Genomic DNA, 17411 nt, shown 5'->3' with positions numbered 1-17411 from the left:
ATTTGATCGTTTGACGCTTTATTAAACGTTAGAAAAAACCGTGATAAGTTATCTGTTTTAATGTCAAAAAAAGCGGCTTGGATCGCATTTTTCTATTGACGCCGTATAAATCAACGTATTGTGGATAGAATATCATCAATTTGGCAAAAATCCGGGCGACGTGGGAAAAGTCGATATCGCCCGTGAAACGCCATTATCCGTGAAGACGGTCTTCGTCCATTTGGCTGTGCAACATGTAATTCACATCAACGTTGCGGCCCAGTTTAAAGTGATCTGTTAACGGGTTGTAATGCAAGCCGATAATATGCTTTTCACGCAGCGGGGTTTGATCAATCCAGCCGATCAATTCCGATGGGCGAATGAATTTTTTCGAATCATGGGTGCCTTTCGGTACCATGCGCAAAATATATTCAGCGCCAACGACAGCCATCAACCAGGATTTGGTATTGCGGTTAATGGTGGAAAAGAATACGTGTCCGCCCGGTTTGACCAATCGAGCACAGGCGCGGATCACCGAGGCCGGATCGGGGACGTGCTCCAGCATTTCCATACAGGTCACGACGTCATAGTGTTGTGGATGAGCTTCTGCGTGGGATTCAACGGTTTCCTGTACATAATCCAGTTTTACGCCGGTTTCGAGAGCGTGCAAACGCGCAACCTGTAGGGGTTCGGTACCCATATCCAGCCCGGTCACCTGCGCACCTTCACGCGCCATACTTTCTGCCAGAATGCCGCCGCCACAGCCAACATCCAGAACTTTCTTACCGAAAATGCCGTCAGCGCGTTGCAAAATATAGTTCAATCGTAACGGGTTAATCCGGTGAAGGGGTTTGAATTCGCCCTCAAGGTCCCACCAGCGTGAGGCTACTGCCTCAAACTTGGCGATTTCGCTTTCATCAACGTTAGGGCGGTTTGCTTGGTTTTCTGCACGCATGGCTGATTATGACTCCTCTATACTCTTTAACGCCAATTATACATGCTCCCCACTGATTGGCGCAGTTTTGTCTTATCTGCTGAAATTTCACCATAAGCTTGTGGAACGGGAAATCGAGGATAAACTTGGCATATTCATCTGTGTAGTTTCGCCAAAATCTGCCGTTTGTGATATAGTTCCATACCTTTGAATCCGGTAATTAGTAGAGGGATAGCGGCTCAATGAGCGACCTTGCCAGAGAAATAACACCGGTCAACATCGAAGAAGAGTTGAAAAACTCCTATTTGGATTATGCGATGTCCGTCATTGTGGGACGTGCGCTGCCAGATGTTCGAGATGGATTGAAGCCGGTACACCGTCGCGTGTTGTTTGCGATGAACGTACTGGGTAATGACTGGAATAAACCATACAAAAAATCGGCCCGTGTAGTTGGGGACGTTATCGGTAAATATCACCCGCATGGTGACAGCGCGGTCTACGACACAATCGTGCGTATGGCTCAGCCGTTCTCACTGCGCTATATGCTGGTGGATGGGCAGGGCAACTTCGGTTCCGTTGATGGCGATTCTGCCGCAGCGATGCGTTATACCGAAGTGCGCATGTCAAAAATTGCTCACGAACTGCTGGCGGATCTGGAAAAGGATACCGTCGATTTCGTGCCGAACTACGACGGCACCGAGCAAATCCCGGCCGTTATGCCAACCCGCATCCCGAACCTGCTGGTTAACGGCTCGTCAGGTATTGCCGTGGGTATGGCAACCAACATTCCGCCACATAATCTTTCTGAGGTTATCGACGGCTGTCTGGCATATATCGAAGATGAAGACATCACCATTGAAGGGTTGATGGAACACATCCCGGGGCCGGACTTCCCTACAGGCGCAATTATCAATGGTCGCCGTGGTATCGATGAGGCTTATCGTACTGGCCGTGGCAAAGTGTATGTCCGCGCCCGTGCTGAAGTTGAAGCTGATGCCAAAACTGGTCGCGAAACCATTATTGTTCACGAGATTCCTTATCAGGTGAACAAAGCACGGTTGATCGAAAAAATCGCCGAGCTGGTAAAAGAAAAACGTGTAGAAGGTATCAGCGCACTGCGCGACGAGTCTGATAAAGACGGTATGCGCATCGTTATCGAAGTGAAACGTGATGCGGTTGGGGAAGTGGTTTTAAACAACCTGTATTCTCTGACCCAACTACAGGTCACTTTTGGTATTAACATGGTTGCCTTGTCTCAGGGCCAGCCAAAGTTACTGAACCTGAAAGACATTCTGGTTGCTTTCGTACGTCATCGCCGCGAAGTAGTGACACGCCGGACGATCTTTGAACTGCGTAAAGCTCGTGACCGTGCCCATATTCTGGAAGCGTTAGCGATTGCTCTGGCCAACATTGATCCTATTATCGAACTGATTCGCCGTGCTGCGACGCCAGCCGAAGCTAAAGCGGGTTTGATTGCCAATCCGTGGGAACTGGGCAACGTTGCCTCCATGCTGGAACGTGCCGGTGATGATGCGGCCCGTCCGGAATGGCTGGAGCCAGAATTCGGTATTCGCGACGGAAAATATTACCTCACCGAGCAACAGGCTCAGGCGATTCTGGATCTGCGTTTGCAGAAACTGACGGGTCTGGAGCACGAGAAGTTGCTGGATGAGTATAAAGAGCTGCTGACCCTGATCGGTGAGTTGATCTTTATTCTGGAAAACCCAGAGCGTTTGATGGAAGTGATTCGCGAAGAACTGGTCGCGATTAAAGAACAGTACAATGATGCACGTCGTACTGAAATTACCGCCAATACTTCTGATATCAACATCGAAGATTTGATCAATCAGGAAGATGTGGTTGTGACGCTGTCCCATCAGGGGTACGTCAAATATCAGCCGCTTTCTGATTACGAAGCGCAACGCCGTGGTGGTAAAGGTAAATCCGCAGCCCGTATCAAAGAAGAAGACTTTATTGATCGGCTACTGGTTGCCAACACCCACGACACTATTTTGTGCTTCTCCAGCCGTGGTCGTCTGTACTGGATGAAGGTGTACCAATTACCTGAAGCCAGTCGTGGCGCACGGGGGCGTCCAATTGTTAACCTGTTGCCGTTGGAGCCAAATGAGCGTATCACCGCCATTCTGCCAGTGCGGGAATATGAAGAAGGGCGTCACGTCTTTATGGCTACCGCCAGTGGTACCGTGAAGAAAACCGCGTTGACCGAATTTAGCCGCCCACGCAGTGCCGGTATTATTGCCGTTAATCTGAACGAAGGCGATGAGCTGATTGGTGTGGATCTGACGGATGGTAGCAACGAAGTGATGCTGTTCTCCACTGACGGTAAAGTGGTTCGTTTCCCTGAAGGACAGGTCCGTTCTATGGGTCGTACCGCTACCGGTGTGCGTGGTATCAATCTGAACGGCGATGATCGGGTTATTTCACTGATTATCCCTCGAGGCGACGGTGAAATCCTGACGGTGACAGAAAACGGTTACGGTAAACGTACCGCGGTAGAAGAGTATCCTACCAAGTCCCGTGCTACGCAGGGTGTTATCTCGATCAAAGTCAGTGAGCGTAATGGTAAGGTGGTCGGCGCTGTTCAAGTGGCACCGACTGACCAAATCATGATGATCACTGATGCCGGTACACTGGTGCGTACTCGCGTATCAGAAGTGAGCGTTGTGGGTCGTAATACTCAGGGCGTGACGCTGATTCGTACCGCAGAAGATGAGCACGTTGTTGGTCTGCAACGCGTTGCTGAGCCGGAAGACGATGAGTTTGAAGGTGAAGAATTGGATGCTGAAGAAGGCAGTGCAGAAAATACCGCGCAGTCAGCTTCAGAAAATACCAACGACATCGCGACAGAAGAAAATGGCGACGATGAAGCCCCGGAAGACGACAACGCATAAAGGTAAAACCGGTGTCGGTAACCGCACCGGTAAGTTATCTGAATGATGAAAACTCAAGCCAGCCAGCGTGCTGGCTTTTTTATGGGTTATTGGTAGTGTATTCTGTTGGTAGCTCAACCTATCCGGTGACGTTCTTCATCATGGTATCCAGTTGAAATATCTTTCTTCTTTTCAAACAACGTTAAAAATATCACGGTATTTATTCCGGGTACTCGCCGTTATGCTGTGGTCCCTCGGCGCACTGCTGACCACTTTCTACATCCTGAATATTCTCAATGAGAAGAAATCGGATATCCGGCAAGAATACAACACCAACTTTGAACAGGCGCAGAACTACATTCGCCATTCGGCAGATATTATTCGTGATATCAGATATATGGCCGAAAACCGTCTGAGTGATATCAATCATTCCGTTGTACCCTCCGACAGTGGGATTCCGCGGAAGGGCAGTGCTCCCCAATATTATGCGTTGAATGCCAATGCCGATTGCAGTGAGCTGCTTTCGGTTTATCGCACTCCGTTGGAATCTCTGAGTAATTTGATTCTGTACTGGAAAGATAATTTTGCGGCGGCTTACGATCTTAATCGCATATTCTTTGTCGGCAGTGAAAGTCGCTGCATGGTGGATTTTAATATCCGCAACACGCCGCTGGATCAGGACGGTCTGCTTACGGCGCTGAATGAGCATATGCAGAAATATCAGGATGCCAAAAATCAGGATAAAGATAATACCCTCTATTGGGTGGTACCCGGTGTTCGGCAGGATACCGGCTCTTTGTATGTACTGACGCCGATCTTTATTGGTCACAAGCTGGAAGCGTTGATTGGTACTGAACAGACTATTCGTCTGGGGGATTTTATCTCGACAGGGACACTGCCTATTGGCGTCACGTTACTGGATCAGCACAATGAGCCGATATTGCGGCTCGCAACTGGCGAACGCTATACCTCTACCTTAGATGACTATCCGGAGTCACCCTCCTATTTCGGTTATGTTGATGACTATAATGATCTGATTTTAAAAAAGAGCTTATTACCATCATCATTGAGTATCGCTTATTCCCTACCGGTAAAAGCCGTAGTGGAACGATTTAGGACACTTATTCTTAATGCACTGTTGCTGAATGCTTTGTCTGGGATAGTCATCTTCACTTTGGCTTGGGTGTTCGAGCGCAAGATGTTCCGCCCGGCGGAGAATAACGCCTCGCAGTTGGAAGAGCATGAACAGTTTAACCGTAAAATTGTTGCTTCTGCGCCGGTCGGTATCAGTATTTTACGTCTCAGCGACGGTACCAATATCCTGAGTAATGAATTGGCTCATAATTATATCAATTTGCTGACCAATGAAGATCGGGAGCGTATTACGCGGATTATCTGCGATCAGCAGGCCAATTTTGTCGATGTGATGACCAGTAATAACAATAACTTGCAAATCAGCTTTGTTCATTCTCGTTATCGCAATGAAGATGTGGCGATATGCGTGCTGGTGGATGTCAGCTCGCGGGTAAAAATGGAAGAGTCTTTACAGGAAATGGCCGCGGCAGCCGAACAAGCCAGCCAATCTAAATCCATGTTTCTGGCAACAGTGAGCCACGAACTGCGTACGCCACTGTACGGTATTATTGGTAATCTGGATTTGTTACAAACCAAAGAATTGCCGAAGGGCGTTGATAGATTGGTTACGGCGATGAATAACTCATCTGATCTATTATTGAAAATAATCAGCGATATTCTGGATTTCTCCAAAATTGAGTCAGAGCAGCTGAAGATTGAGCCGCAGGCATTTTCCTGTGTCGAAGTGATTACGCACATTGCCGCCAACTATCTACCATTGGTAGTGAAAAAACGTTTGGGACTGTACTGTTTTATTGAGCCTAATGTACCGATAGAGATGAATGGCGATCCGGTTCGCTTACAGCAAGTTATTTCTAACTTATTGAATAATTCTATTAAATTTACTGATACCGGCTGTATTGTTGTGCAGGTCAGGCTGCACGGGCCTTATCTGGAGTTTCGGGTACAGGATACTGGCGTGGGCATTAACCACAAGGAAATCACCCAGTTGTTTGACCCGTTTTTTCAGGTGGGAACTGGCGTTCAGCGCCATTTTCAGGGCACGGGATTGGGGTTGGCGATCTGTGAAAAACTGATCAATATGATGGATGGTGATGTGGAAGTGAATTCTGAACCGGGCATCGGCAGCATCTTCTCCTTCCGTATTCCATTGTATAACGCCACACTACCTACGCCGCCGAGTGGCCATCGTTGGCAGGGTAAAATTCTGTGGATGGATGTACGTAACGCGCGGTTGGAGTCTTATCTGACCAGCCTGTTCGCCAGCCACGGTGCGGATATTCAACGCTATAACGGGCAGGAAACCGGCGTCAATGATGTGTTGATTACCGACTATATTCCGCAAATCAATACGCCGCTATTGGCACGCCTACATTTCTCCATCGAGCATATTGGCTTACCGCAGCAAACTCGGCCAGGATACTGGATGATTAGCACCTCTACTTTACTCGAGGCGATTGGGCTGTTAGACCGAATTTTACTGGATATCTCGAGATTGGAGTCTGCGGCATTACCGGCACCGAGTAAAAATAGTCAAATCGATAATAGTGATATGTCAATTCTGGTGGTTGATGACCACCCGATAAACCGTCGCTTGCTGGCCGATCAGTTAACATCGCTGGGCTATCAGGTATTGACAGCCAATGATGGATTGGACGCATTAACGGTATTGGCGGGTAGTCATATTGATATTGTCCTGACCGATGTCAATATGCCGAATATGGATGGTTACCGTTTAACGCAATGTTTGCGCGAACAAAATCATACCTTCCCAGTTATTGGCGTAACCGCCAATGCACTGGCGGAAGAGAAACAACGGTGTCTGGATGCCGGGATGGATAACTGTTTGTCCAAACCCGTGACGCTGGATACGTTGCGTCAAATGTTGAGTTATTACACGAGTAAAGTACGGCAGTCTCGCTGAACTGTTTTGATGGAAGACGGTGAGTGATGGCACTGAAAATAATAAACCCGGCAGTGATTCGCCGGGTTTATTGAATGGTACAGCTAGGCTGTCGTTACTCTTTATCAACCTGGTTGATGCTGACAGAAGAAAGATAGTTCAGCAGAGCAATATCATTATCTACACCCAGTTTCAGCATGGCTGATTTTTTCTGGCTACTGATGGTTTTGATACTGCGGTTCAGTTTCCGAGCGATTTCAGTCACCAGGAAGCCTTCGGCAAACAGGCGTAAAACTTCACTTTCTTTTGGAGAAAGACGCTTGTCGCCATAGCCGTTAGCACTGATTTTTTCTAGCAGTTTGGCAACGCTTTCTGGAGTGAATTTTTTGCCTTTCTGCAACGCAGCCAATGCCTTGGGTAAATCTGTCGGCGCACCTTGTTTTAGCACGATCCCATCAATATCCAGATCCAGAACGGTACTGAGAATCGCTGGGTTGTTATTCATGGTTAAAACAATAATGGCCAGATGTGGGTAATGGCGCTTGATATATTTGATAAGCGTAATACCGTCACCGTATTTATCTCCAGGCATGGAGAGATCGGTGATCAGCACGTTGGCATCAATTTTTGACAAGCTATTGATCAGAGCAGTTGAGTCCTCAAACTCACCCACTACATTTACCCAGTCAATTTGTTCTAATGATTTTCGAATGCCAAATAAAACGATTGGATGGTCATCTGCAATAATTACATTAAGGTTGTTCATGTTATGGGTTACCTTGCTGCAGCAGCCGAGCGACGAACGAATCGATCTGGCTGATGCTATTTTCGATCTTCAACTGATCGCCATTTGCGATATGCTGTTCTAGTTTTTCACACAGTTGCTTGCCGAGAACCAGGTTCAACATAGCAAACACCCCTTTTAACCGGTGCGCAGTCTGCGAGAGCGAAAGCAAATCGCGTTGCTGAGCCTCAGTATACAGTTTCTTCAAATCGACCGGTACTGTCTCAACAAACAGCGCATAATAGTCACTGGATTTTAATTGCTGCTCATATCCGGTGATTTGATCTCCTGCCGGTACATCGATTTCCACCTCGGTCTCATTGGCAGACTCGCCAGAGGAAAACTGTTGTTCCATCAATAAGAGAATCGAATCGATGACCGCACTGCCAAGGTTGTAGTTAACCCGGATATAATTATCCTGTAGCTGCTGTAGCCCGGGTTCATCTGATGCCAGCAATAGGGTATAAGGCGCGCAGTTCTGCGGATTATCCGTTAACATAACGTCGTATTCCCTGCCCGGCAAACGCTCATCCACAATGATACAATTTGCGCCTAATGCGTTCAGCAACGTTGTCACGATCGATTTCACTTCATCAGACGTAATATCCAGCATCGCGGTGACGCCATCCAGCAATTTTTCCTCTTCATCTTCCTGATTCGGCTGGAATCCGATAGCTACGCGGATGGTATAACGGGTACCAATGTCTATTTTACTGCGGATCTCAAGCTGACCATTCATTTTTTTGCATAACTGATTGCATAAAAAGAAGGTCAAACCTGAACCCTGATGGTAACGATCAACCAGAGTCTGGCTAAGGAAGGGGTAGGTGAGATTACTTATTTCTTCATCTGAGATACCTGCGCCAGTGTCAACAATCTGAATCACCAACAATTCAGGATGATCGGAATCATGTTGTACCGTTAAGGTGATTTTACCGTAAGTGGTAGTGATAATGGCGTAGTTCAGTAGCAACGACAGTACCTTACGCAATGTCTGTTCGTCACCGATATAGGTTTTATCTATCTCTGCCAGATAATGATTAAATAAACTTAATCCTTTCTGGTTTATCGCGGGCAGAGCCTCTAATAATAACGAGTCAATCAGCGCTGATAATGAAAACGGTTTCTGTTCTGGCTGCCAATCCTGAGTTTCTAATCGAGTGAGCAACGTGATGTTGTCGATCAGCGCCAGTATACTATCCGATTGTTGCACCAACTGACCAATCAATGGCTGACGCTGTTCTGGCTGAGCATCATCCATTTGCCATAAACGGTGGGCGAGCTGGTTTAACGAACTAACCGGTTGATTCAGCTCAATACCCAGGTTATGTAGCATCAGTTTGCGCGCCTGTAGATTCTTATCGTATTCCCGTCGTGCCATTTGCAGTTTTTTGTTCACCAGCACTTCTTTATTCTGATCGTGAAGCAGGAAAAGATAGGTTTCAGGAGATAAGCTGCTGCGGAACATGCGAATTTCATAGACTTCGTTGTTTACTGTCCCCTGAATGACGCCGTGGTGTTGCTCGGCCATATGAGCGATTTTTTGTAAATTAAGATGCGGGAGCAGGTGCTCGGCAATCTTGTTACTGGCCACCACACAATTGTTGCTAAAGTCATACACCAGCAATCCTAACGGTAGGGTGGCAATAATTTCCCGACAGAGAGATTTTTCTGCGTCCAATTGTGCAGCGATGTCTACGCCTGGGCGAGCATATTGATGGCGGATAAAGTAGAACGACATCAATGCCAGCCCAAACAGCATCAAGTTTGTCAGGATCAACCAAGAATTATTTCTGAGCAAATCCAAGGTTAACCCGGTTAACGAGACGCGATACACCATTTTCAATGAGGCGTTGGTCAATGGTGCGGAGAATTCCAGCCATGAGCCATTAATCGTGACGAAAACCGTATTTAAATCTTCAGGTGTCATGCCGCTATCACTAATTGGCGTTTTATCCAGCTGTAGCAAAAAATTGGAGCGTGCCATATTGGCTGGAATCAGGTCATTGATCGGTAAATCAAAAGCGATAACCGTTGCCAGATGGCCGGGATGGTTGAAGGTGGTACGCAAGGTGAAGTAATAGGCATTTTGAAAACGCAACTTGCGCAGCGGAGAAAAGCTTTCCCGTTCATCCAGCGTATTGGCCTGTTGCAGCATTTCTGCGCGACGTGATTCTGCCGAAGCGGTCAGATAACGCTCCTTGAAGCGGGAGGTTAGTTCTTTCAGTGACTGAGTGGTAATCAAAATCAGGCTGTTATCTTGCCCGTTAAGATAGTACATCGAGAAGGTATCATTTTTGGAACCCCAACGATTATCCAGATAGTCTGACATTCGCAGGGTCATTTTCAGCGTGGCGCTATCATGATTGCCAAAAATGACTGCGTCAGTTTTGATCCTCGGTTTTTCTACAAAATAGACATCGGGGCGTAAACGGGTTTCCTCCACGCCAACCGGTAGCACTTGCTCGCCCTGGCTAGCAGAAGCGTTGGTTGCCAATTCGTAAACCTGATAGGTATTGTAGCGGTAATCATCAATGCGCTGTTGCAGACGGTCGGTAATATTATTTAGGGCGAACTTTTTCTCGGCCAGATAGGCATTGGTATAGTTATAGCCGTACAAACCCATCGTGATGAGCAATAGCACGATAAACAGCCAAAAACAGCGGGTCATGTTCGAGAGTTTAATCGGCAACGAATTATTTTGCATAGAGAAACGCTGGTTCCTTAATTAACGCGTTACTGTTCGGGCGCTGGCAGTGACGCTAAGTAACAGCAAGGCCACACAGCCAAAGGCAAATGACAGGCTGCTGAGCTGCGCGATAAAACCAATCACCGCAGGACCTGCCAGAATACCGGCATAACCGATGGTTGTCATTGACGCAATGGCGAGATTGGTTGGCATAACCTGTTGGTTGCCTGCTGCGGTGAACAGGATGGGCACCACATTTGACGCCCCTAAACCAACCAACATAAAACCGGCGAGAGTCGCGACCGCACTATCAATGCTAATAGCGATGATAAAACCGATGGCGGCGAGCAGGCTACCGCCAAGCAATACGCTAAAGCGGCCCAGATGGTTGACAATTCGATCGCCGTTTAGGCGACCTAGCGTCATGGCAATAGCAAAGATGGCGTAGCCCATGCCGCCCTGTGTGGGCTCTACACCACGTAAACTGGTAAGAAACAGTGCGCTCCAGTCGAGCATTGAGCCTTCGGCCAAAAACATCACAAAGCACAGGAAGCCCAGAAATATCACCCAACCTTTTGGTCGCACAAACAGAGGTCCATCATGGGGTTCCCCGCTGCCGATGAGTAGATTCTTATTGGCGATGGTTAATAGCCCTAGAATAACCATCACGGTAATCAATACAGCGGAAAGCGGGGATAACCCCAACCACAATAGTGCGCTGACACCACCGGCACCGGCAATGCCACCGACGCTGAACAACCCGTGAAAACCGGACATCATGGCGCGGCCACTGGCTTTTTCGACAATCACGGCCTGAATATTCATTGCGACGTCAATAACCCCGATCGCAGCGCCAAAGAGCAATAAAGCCAAGGCCATACTCAGCGGTGAATCCATCAACACCAACAAGGGCAAATCCAAACACAGCAGCGCGCCAGCGATTAAAATCACAGCTCGGCACCCCCATCTGGCTGTCATCACACCGGTTAGCGGCATGGCCAGCAATGAACCCACGCCAATACACAGCAGCAGAACGCCCAGTGAAGCGTCATTCAATGCGATACGTGCTTTGGCAAATGGGACTAACGGTGCCCAGGCGGCCATTGCCAGCCCGGCAATGAAAAAGGCCAGACGGGTGGCGGCTTGTTGAGGCGCGCCGGGTTGTTCTTGTTGCTGCTTTATGTGGGTGGTCATGTTGGTTAATTGCTTGCCGTAGAGGTCAATAATCAAAATTGAGCCTTGTTTCTATCACAAAGCGAAATCCGGGTCGAAGAGAATCATGGTTCTAGGCGGAATAAGGCTTTCTCCTGCGGATATTATGGTTATTTGATCCTCCTATTTCACCGTAAACAGATCGAGCTGAGGAGAACTCAGACAAGCTTTAGTGCCAGTTGAGGGGAATGGATGATTTGCTGTGACTTTCTCCTTTAGTTTTTTGCATGATTCAAAAACTGAATTCTCGATACAGTCAGCGCGGGGAAATTTATCTTACTCGACTGGCTAGCCAGAAGCACTCATGGTCGGGGGATTAAGAGTATTATTTCCGTGGTGAGTATTGAACCTGCCATTATTATATTCTGTATGATGGTTGCTCGGTTTTTTTAATCCCTAGTGAAACCGTAAATGTGGGGAACTATTTTTTAGCGAGATAATTACAGAGTTAGAGTGTTAAGTCATGAGGTGGGGGGTAACGCAAAATCACGAATTAAAAATACCGGTCAAAAAGACCGGCCGTTAAGTAAACGATATTTAATGATGCTTAAACCAATAGGGGTTGAAAGCAAAAATAATGATGATAGCGTTCTAATCTTATACTGATATTTGATGATGTTTTTTATCAATTAGTGCTGAATTTGTTATTTATTTAAGGTGTTGTTTTTAGTGGTTATTTATATATTCTGCTCTATTTGTGCTATATCTTGATATTCTTTGTGTGTTTTGGTTAATTGTTGTTTATTAATAATTTGAAATATATTATTTCAGTTTGAGAGCATGTTTTAATATTTGTTATCATTTTCTGTATAGATTAATCCTAAAATTATTACCACAATATATTTACCCAATCTTTGGTAATTGCTCGTTAGAGCAGTGGCGAGAGTTATACCCAATTAATGAGGATAATAACGATGAAACTTCGAGTTCTTTCCCTGTTGGTCCCAGCATTATTAGTAGCAGGTAGCGCAGGCGCTGCTGAAATTTACAATAAAGATGGAAATAAACTGGATCTGTACGGAAAAATTGATGGTCTACACTATTTCTCTGACAACCAGAGTGTAGATGGTGATCAGTCTTATATGCGTTTTGGCTTAAAAGGGGAAACCCAAATCAGTGATCAACTGGTCGGTTATGGCCAGTGGGAATATCAGGCTAACCTGAACAAAACCGAAAGCCAGGATAACAACAACTTCACTCGTGTCGGTTTTGCGGGTCTAAAATTTGCTGACTTTGGTTCTCTGGATTATGGCCGTAACTATGGTGTACTTTATGACGTCACTTCTTGGACTGACGTTTTGCCAGAATTTGGTGGCGACACTTATGGCGCGGATAACTTCCTGTCTCAACGTGGTAACGGCATACTGACCTATCGTAACAACAATTTCTTCGGTCTGGTTGATGGCCTGAACTTCGCTATGCAGTATCAGGGCAAAAATGGCAACGGTACTGAAACCAATAATGGCCGTGATGTTGCGGGTCAAAATGGTGACGGCTACGGTATGTCCGTATCCTACGATATTGGCTGGGGCGTGAGTGCCTCTGCGGCATTTGCCAGCTCTAAACGTACTGATGAACAAAACCATGATTTACTTCCTGGCGGCCAGTCTATTTACGGCAACGGCGACCATGCTGAGGCGTATACCGCTGGCCTGAAATATGATGCCAACAATGTTTATATGGCTGCCAATTATACTCAGACTTATAACCTGACTCGTTTTGGTGATTTCAAAAACGCCAACACTAATGCGGTTTATGGTTTTGCCAATAAAGCACAAAACATTGAGTTAGTTGCTCAGTATCAATTCGACTTTGGTCTGCGCCCGTCAGTGGCTTACCTGCAATCAAAAGGTAAAGACCTGGGTAACTATGGCGATCAGGATCTGGTCAAATATGTTGATGTTGGCGCGACCTACTTCTTCAACAAGAATATGTCTACCTATGTTGACTACAAAATCAACCTGCTGGACGAAAACCAATTCACCAAAAATGCGGGCATCAATACTGATGATATCGTAGCCGTTGGTTTGGTTTACCAGTTCTAATCCCGTTTACGTAGGGAACGTTCTGATGAAGAAACGCGGCCTTTGGGTCGCGTTTCTTATGCTCGGCTTTAAACTTCTACTCATAATCAGCCCCACAGTTTTTCTGATAAATACAGGCTCCCAATTGGCTTGATTTTGTTCAATCAGACTTTTTTTAACCAGCTTTGGCACGAAGTTTAACCAAACGAATTAATTTCCGATTTTTTTTAAACGAAACACTAGACATATCATCGCGCTAAGATGATAATGCCGCCCATTGGAAGGATGGCCGAGTGGTTTAAGGCAACGGTCTTGAAAACCGTCGACTGTAACAGGTCCTAGAGTTCGAATCTCTATCCTTCCGCCAAATTCGCCGGCATAGCTCAGTTGGTAGAGCAACTGACTTGTAATCAGTAGGTCCCGAGTTCGACTCTTGGTGCCGGCACCAGAAGTAGAAAAAGACATCTTCGGATGTCTTTTTTTTTGTCTGTCATTCGAATCCTCTTTTATGATGAGTCACGCCACACTCATTCTTTTTCGCTAATATTTTCATCTATCGAGTTAATCGCCACAAGCCATTATACTGGGTCATAACCTCTAGGGGCCATTGCGCGGTGTGATCGATGTTTCCACAGTTAAAAACCCAGCGTTGTTTTTTGCGAAAAATCCGACCTACTGATATTCATCAAGTTTTTGCTGCACTTTCTCATCCGGCAGTGATTGCACATTATGGTGTAGCTTATGCCTCTCTCGAATCCACGCAAATCCAAATGGATTGGTTTAATAATATTTATGCTCAGAAGAGCGGTATTTGGTGGGGAATTTGCACTGAGGGAAACGATCAAAAGATGGTTGGTGCCTGCGGTTTTAATGAATGGAAGCATGATTTCCGCTCGCTTGAACTCGGCTATTGGCTGCTACCGGAGTATTGGGGCAACGGATTAATGACTGAATGTGTTCATGCCATTATCAATTACGCCTATCAGGAAAGACAGATCCATCGTATTGAAGCCGTTGTGGAGCCAGAAAACTGCGCCAGTTGGCGGCTTTTGGAAAAATGCGGCTTTAGGCATGAAGGCACTCGGCGGGAATGTGAAATTAAAAATGGCCATTTTATCAGCCTGAAAATATACAGCCGATTGGCTACAGATGGTTATTAGAGAAAGAATCAGCCGGTGCTGAACGGAGTCTTTTATGGGATGGTGCCGGATTATTTAGCGTCAGGTGGGATATAAGCTGCTCTTGTCTGCCAGTGCGTTAGTGTCTTGGCTCGCAAGAGCGGCAGTTATATCTTGGTGCTGACAAAAAGGACATCGCCAAGACGTCCTTTCGGTCGCCAGGATTAGCGGCTATTACTGGCCAAATTGGCGACTAATTGGTTAACTCCATCGCTCATATTGGTAAATTTTGTCAATTGTGTCCGAGTTACGACCACAAATACCCCGATATTCTTTTCTGGAATCATCGCCATATAGGTAATAAAGCCGCCACCGCCACCGGTTTTCTGGATGATGCCGGGCAAACCATTTTTCGGTGCCATATAGACCCAACCCAAACCTAAGGCATCGGCCTGTCCCGGAACATCCATGCCTTTAAGGGAAACTAACTCATGCCGCTGATAATACATTTTCTGTTCCCGTTTGGCCGAAGCTTTAGGTGAACTTTTTTGTGAAGTAAGGAATTGTTGCATCCAACGTTGCATATCTTCCGGCGTCGAGTAAATACCGCCGCTGCCTGCCGCCGCTATCGTGCTGAGGCAGGCGCTGCTGCCGACACCGACCATCAGGCGAGAACACTGTTCAGCTGTTGGCGTTAGCGTGGTATTTCTCATTCCTAATGGTTCGGTGATTTTTTCCCGCAGCAGCGTGGTATAGGGTTTGGCTGCCGCTTTTGAAAGGGCATCGGCCAATAAGTCGTAGGCCAGATTGGAATATGCGGCACGAACACCTGGTGGCACCGTGACCTTGCCGATTTTCAACCATTGCCAACGGTCGCTTTTGGTTGGCCAGGTGAATACCGGTCTTTTTTGTGGACCACCGGGCTGTTCGCGCGGTAACCCACTGGTATGACTGGCCAAACTCAGTAATGTAATCGGTTGTTTTGCGTTATAAGCCGGAACCTTAGCCCCCTTTGGCGCGTATTTTTTCAGCGGATCAGTAAGCTTTAGTTTCCCTTCATCAGCCAGCTTTACCATGATTTCGCTGGTCATCAGTTTCGTGATAGAGGCAATGCGAATCAACGAATCCTGACGCGGACGAACATTATTTCCTGCGCGGGTTTCACCAAAACTGCGGTTAACCACCTGATTGTTATCTATCACCACCAGCGCCATTCCCATTGCGCCACTGTTATAAAAAATATGCTCGGCATGCTGATCCACAATTTGCGCTGCCAAATGTTCGGCTTGCGCATAACTTTGTGCAGGTAAGGCGAACAGTGCCGCAACCAACAAGGAAGAAGAGAATTGTTTCAACGGTTTTGTTTCCATTTTAAAAAGCAGAAGGGAAATTTACTGCGCTATATTAATCGGTTATTGTCAGAAGAAAATGAAGAAAGATGTGGGAGGCCAATAAATTTATTGGCACTGAATAGGAATAACATTAGACGGGGGGCTTTTTTGAGTGAAAATTGGACGGATGCTGTTATTAACCTATTGTTATTAAATAGGTAAAATGACATTTAGTCTGGTATGCAAATCGGTGGCTATTTTAGTCTTAATGTTGGATAGCCGCTACCATTAGCGATGATTATCCGCTTGGAATCAATCACTCGTTGTAATGCAATACGGAAGGGTGGGCGACACTCATTTTCATGCAGGATTCGATTGAAATCGCCTTTTAAATCAAATGCATGATTTTTTCGAAACTATTCAATTGTATTTGAGGATGAGCAATGGCCAAGAAAAATCCGTATTACGATGCCAGCAAACCGCATCATACAGCGTTTGGGTTTCAGAACCTGGAACCGATAGTGCATCATTCCCGGGATCTGAAACGTTGGCGTGAAGAGCGCAAGCGGGAATCTTTGCCGAAGCCCCCTCCGCAGGGTTATCCCGCGTTTATTGCTCAATGGTGGCAAGAGGCTGATTTCAGTGGTAGCGAAGATGCCATATGGTGGTTAGGGCATGCTTGCGTGCTGTTACGTATTGCCGGAAGAACTGTATTATTTGATCCGGTTTTATCCACGCGAGCATCACCGTTACATTTTTACGGGCCGCATCGCAAAACACCCGTACCTGCAACCGTTGATCGACTCCCTGAGATCAACGTCATAGTGATTTCCCACAATCATTATGATCATCTGGATGCTCGAACCATTACGCTGCTATTACAACGATTTCCTGACGTGATTTTTCTAGTTCCTCTGGGTTTGAAGCCTTGGTTGCAGCGCCACGGTGCTAAAGCTATTCACGAGTTGGATTGGTGGGATAGCGACAAAATAGCGGATACCGAGTTTCACTGCGTTCCGGCGCAACACTGGAGTATGCGTACACCCTGGGATCGCAATCAATCGCTATGGTCGGGTTGGGTCGTGAAGCAAAATGGCGTCAATTTTTATTTTTCGGGTGACAGCGGTTATTTCCGACAGTTGGTTGAAATTGGTGAGCGTCTCGGGCCGTTTAATTATGCGGCTTTGCCGATTGGGGCTTATGCTCCGCGATGGTTTATGCAAGCTCAACATATGGATCCGCAACAGTCTGTGCTGCTTTACCAGCAATTACAGATGCCGACGACGATTCCTATGCACTGGGGAGTATTTGAATTAGCCGACGAATCATTAGATGAACCGCCGGAACAGTTAGCGCTGGCACTGGAACAAGCCGGTGAAGATAAAGGTAATTTTAAGCCGATTAAAATTGGTGGTCGCATTTTGCTGATTGTTTGAAGATCATCATATTTA

The 17411-nt window shown here is 46.6% G+C and carries 10 protein-coding genes and 2 tRNA genes; 7 read left to right on the top strand and 5 right to left on the bottom strand.

Annotated elements, in window-relative coordinates:
- Window positions 1-193: 193 nt before the first annotated feature.
- Window positions 194-934, bottom strand: a complete 741-nt coding sequence (gene ubiG / locus DJ39_RS13980; protein WP_004717819.1) for a bifunctional 2-polyprenyl-6-hydroxyphenol methylase/3-demethylubiquinol 3-O-methyltransferase UbiG — start codon at window positions 932-934, stop codon at window positions 194-196.
- Window positions 935-1155: 221 nt separating this feature from the next.
- Between ubiG and gyrA the strand changes: the two genes are divergently transcribed.
- Window positions 1156-3825 carry a DNA topoisomerase (ATP-hydrolyzing) subunit A gene (gene gyrA, locus DJ39_RS13975; RefSeq protein WP_004717818.1) on the top strand — a complete coding sequence of 890 codons (2670 nt, stop codon included), beginning with the start codon at window positions 1156-1158 and terminating at the stop codon, window positions 3823-3825.
- 151 nt (window positions 3826-3976) lie between these two features.
- Window positions 3977-6823, top strand: coding sequence for a two-component system sensor histidine kinase RcsC (gene rcsC / locus DJ39_RS13970; protein ID WP_038251491.1), 2847 nt, complete (start codon window positions 3977-3979; stop codon window positions 6821-6823).
- Window positions 6824-6917: 94 nt separating this feature from the next.
- Here the strand turns inward: rcsC and rcsB are convergent, their stop codons facing one another.
- The 3 genes from rcsB to DJ39_RS13955 are packed head-to-tail and all read right to left on the bottom strand — an operon-like array spanning window position 6918 to window position 11469.
- Complete coding sequence (rcsB, locus tag DJ39_RS13965; RefSeq protein ID WP_004717815.1) at window positions 6918-7568, bottom strand: response regulator transcription factor RcsB; 651 nt, start codon at window positions 7566-7568, stop codon at window positions 6918-6920.
- 1 nt (window position 7569) lies between these two features.
- Entirely contained in the window at window positions 7570-10293 is a 2724-nt protein-coding gene (gene rcsD, locus DJ39_RS13960; protein ID WP_004717814.1) for a phosphotransferase RcsD, read from the bottom strand.
- 21 nt (window positions 10294-10314) lie between these two features.
- Window positions 10315-11469, bottom strand: coding sequence for an MFS transporter (locus DJ39_RS13955; RefSeq protein WP_038244316.1), 1155 nt, complete (start codon window positions 11467-11469; stop codon window positions 10315-10317).
- Window positions 11470-12401: 932 nt separating this feature from the next.
- Between DJ39_RS13955 and ompC the strand changes: the two genes are divergently transcribed.
- The 4 genes from ompC (at window position 12402) to DJ39_RS13935 (ending at window position 14671) form a co-directional block, all read left to right on the top strand.
- Window positions 12402-13532, top strand: a complete 1131-nt coding sequence (ompC, locus tag DJ39_RS13950; protein WP_038251489.1) for a porin OmpC — start codon at window positions 12402-12404, stop codon at window positions 13530-13532.
- Between the two features lie 258 nt (window positions 13533-13790).
- A tRNA-Ser gene (locus DJ39_RS13945) sits at window positions 13791-13878 on the top strand.
- Between the two features lie 5 nt (window positions 13879-13883).
- Window positions 13884-13959 (top strand) — tRNA-Thr (locus tag DJ39_RS13940).
- A 175-nt stretch (window positions 13960-14134) separates the two neighbouring features.
- Window positions 14135-14671: a GNAT family N-acetyltransferase gene (locus tag DJ39_RS13935; RefSeq protein ID WP_004717811.1), complete on the top strand. Its 537-nt coding sequence runs from the start codon at window positions 14135-14137 to the stop codon at window positions 14669-14671.
- Between the two features lie 182 nt (window positions 14672-14853).
- On the opposite strand, the gene ampH is transcribed toward DJ39_RS13935, so the two are convergent.
- The gene (ampH, locus tag DJ39_RS13930; RefSeq protein ID WP_004717809.1) at window positions 14854-15999 is read right to left on the bottom strand and encodes a D-alanyl-D-alanine-carboxypeptidase/endopeptidase AmpH; all 1146 of its coding nucleotides are present in this window, start codon (window positions 15997-15999) and stop codon (window positions 14854-14856) included.
- A gap of 404 nt (window positions 16000-16403) precedes the next feature.
- On the opposite strand from ampH, the gene DJ39_RS13925 reads away from it, so the two are divergent.
- Complete coding sequence (locus DJ39_RS13925; protein ID WP_004717807.1) at window positions 16404-17396, top strand: MBL fold metallo-hydrolase; 993 nt, start codon at window positions 16404-16406, stop codon at window positions 17394-17396.
- The last annotated feature ends 15 nt before the right edge of the window (window positions 17397-17411 follow it).

Origin of the sequence: Yersinia ruckeri ATCC 29473, assembly GCF_000754815.1 — a bacterium.
Taxonomy (GTDB): Bacteria; Pseudomonadota; Gammaproteobacteria; order Enterobacterales; family Enterobacteriaceae; genus Yersinia; species Yersinia ruckeri.
This window is presented reverse-complemented; position numbering and strand designations above follow the sequence as displayed.

Coding starts and splice junctions, on each gene's coding strand:
- ubiG (WP_004717819.1), bottom strand. CDS start 934: ATGCGTGCAGAAAACCAAGCAAACCGCCCTAACGTTGATGAAAGCGAA.
- gyrA (WP_004717818.1), top strand. CDS start 1,156: ATGAGCGACCTTGCCAGAGAAATAACACCGGTCAACATCGAAGAAGAG.
- rcsB (WP_004717815.1), bottom strand. CDS start 7,568: ATGAACAACCTTAATGTAATTATTGCAGATGACCATCCAATCGTTTTA.
- rcsD (WP_004717814.1), bottom strand. CDS start 10,293: ATGCAAAATAATTCGTTGCCGATTAAACTCTCGAACATGACCCGCTGT.
- DJ39_RS13955 (WP_038244316.1), bottom strand. CDS start 11,469: ATGACCACCCACATAAAGCAGCAACAAGAACAACCCGGCGCGCCTCAA.
- ompC (WP_038251489.1), top strand. CDS start 12,402: ATGAAACTTCGAGTTCTTTCCCTGTTGGTCCCAGCATTATTAGTAGCA.
- DJ39_RS13935 (WP_004717811.1), top strand. CDS start 14,135: ATGTTTCCACAGTTAAAAACCCAGCGTTGTTTTTTGCGAAAAATCCGA.
- ampH (WP_004717809.1), bottom strand. CDS start 15,999: ATGGAAACAAAACCGTTGAAACAATTCTCTTCTTCCTTGTTGGTTGCG.
- DJ39_RS13925 (WP_004717807.1), top strand. CDS start 16,404: ATGGCCAAGAAAAATCCGTATTACGATGCCAGCAAACCGCATCATACA.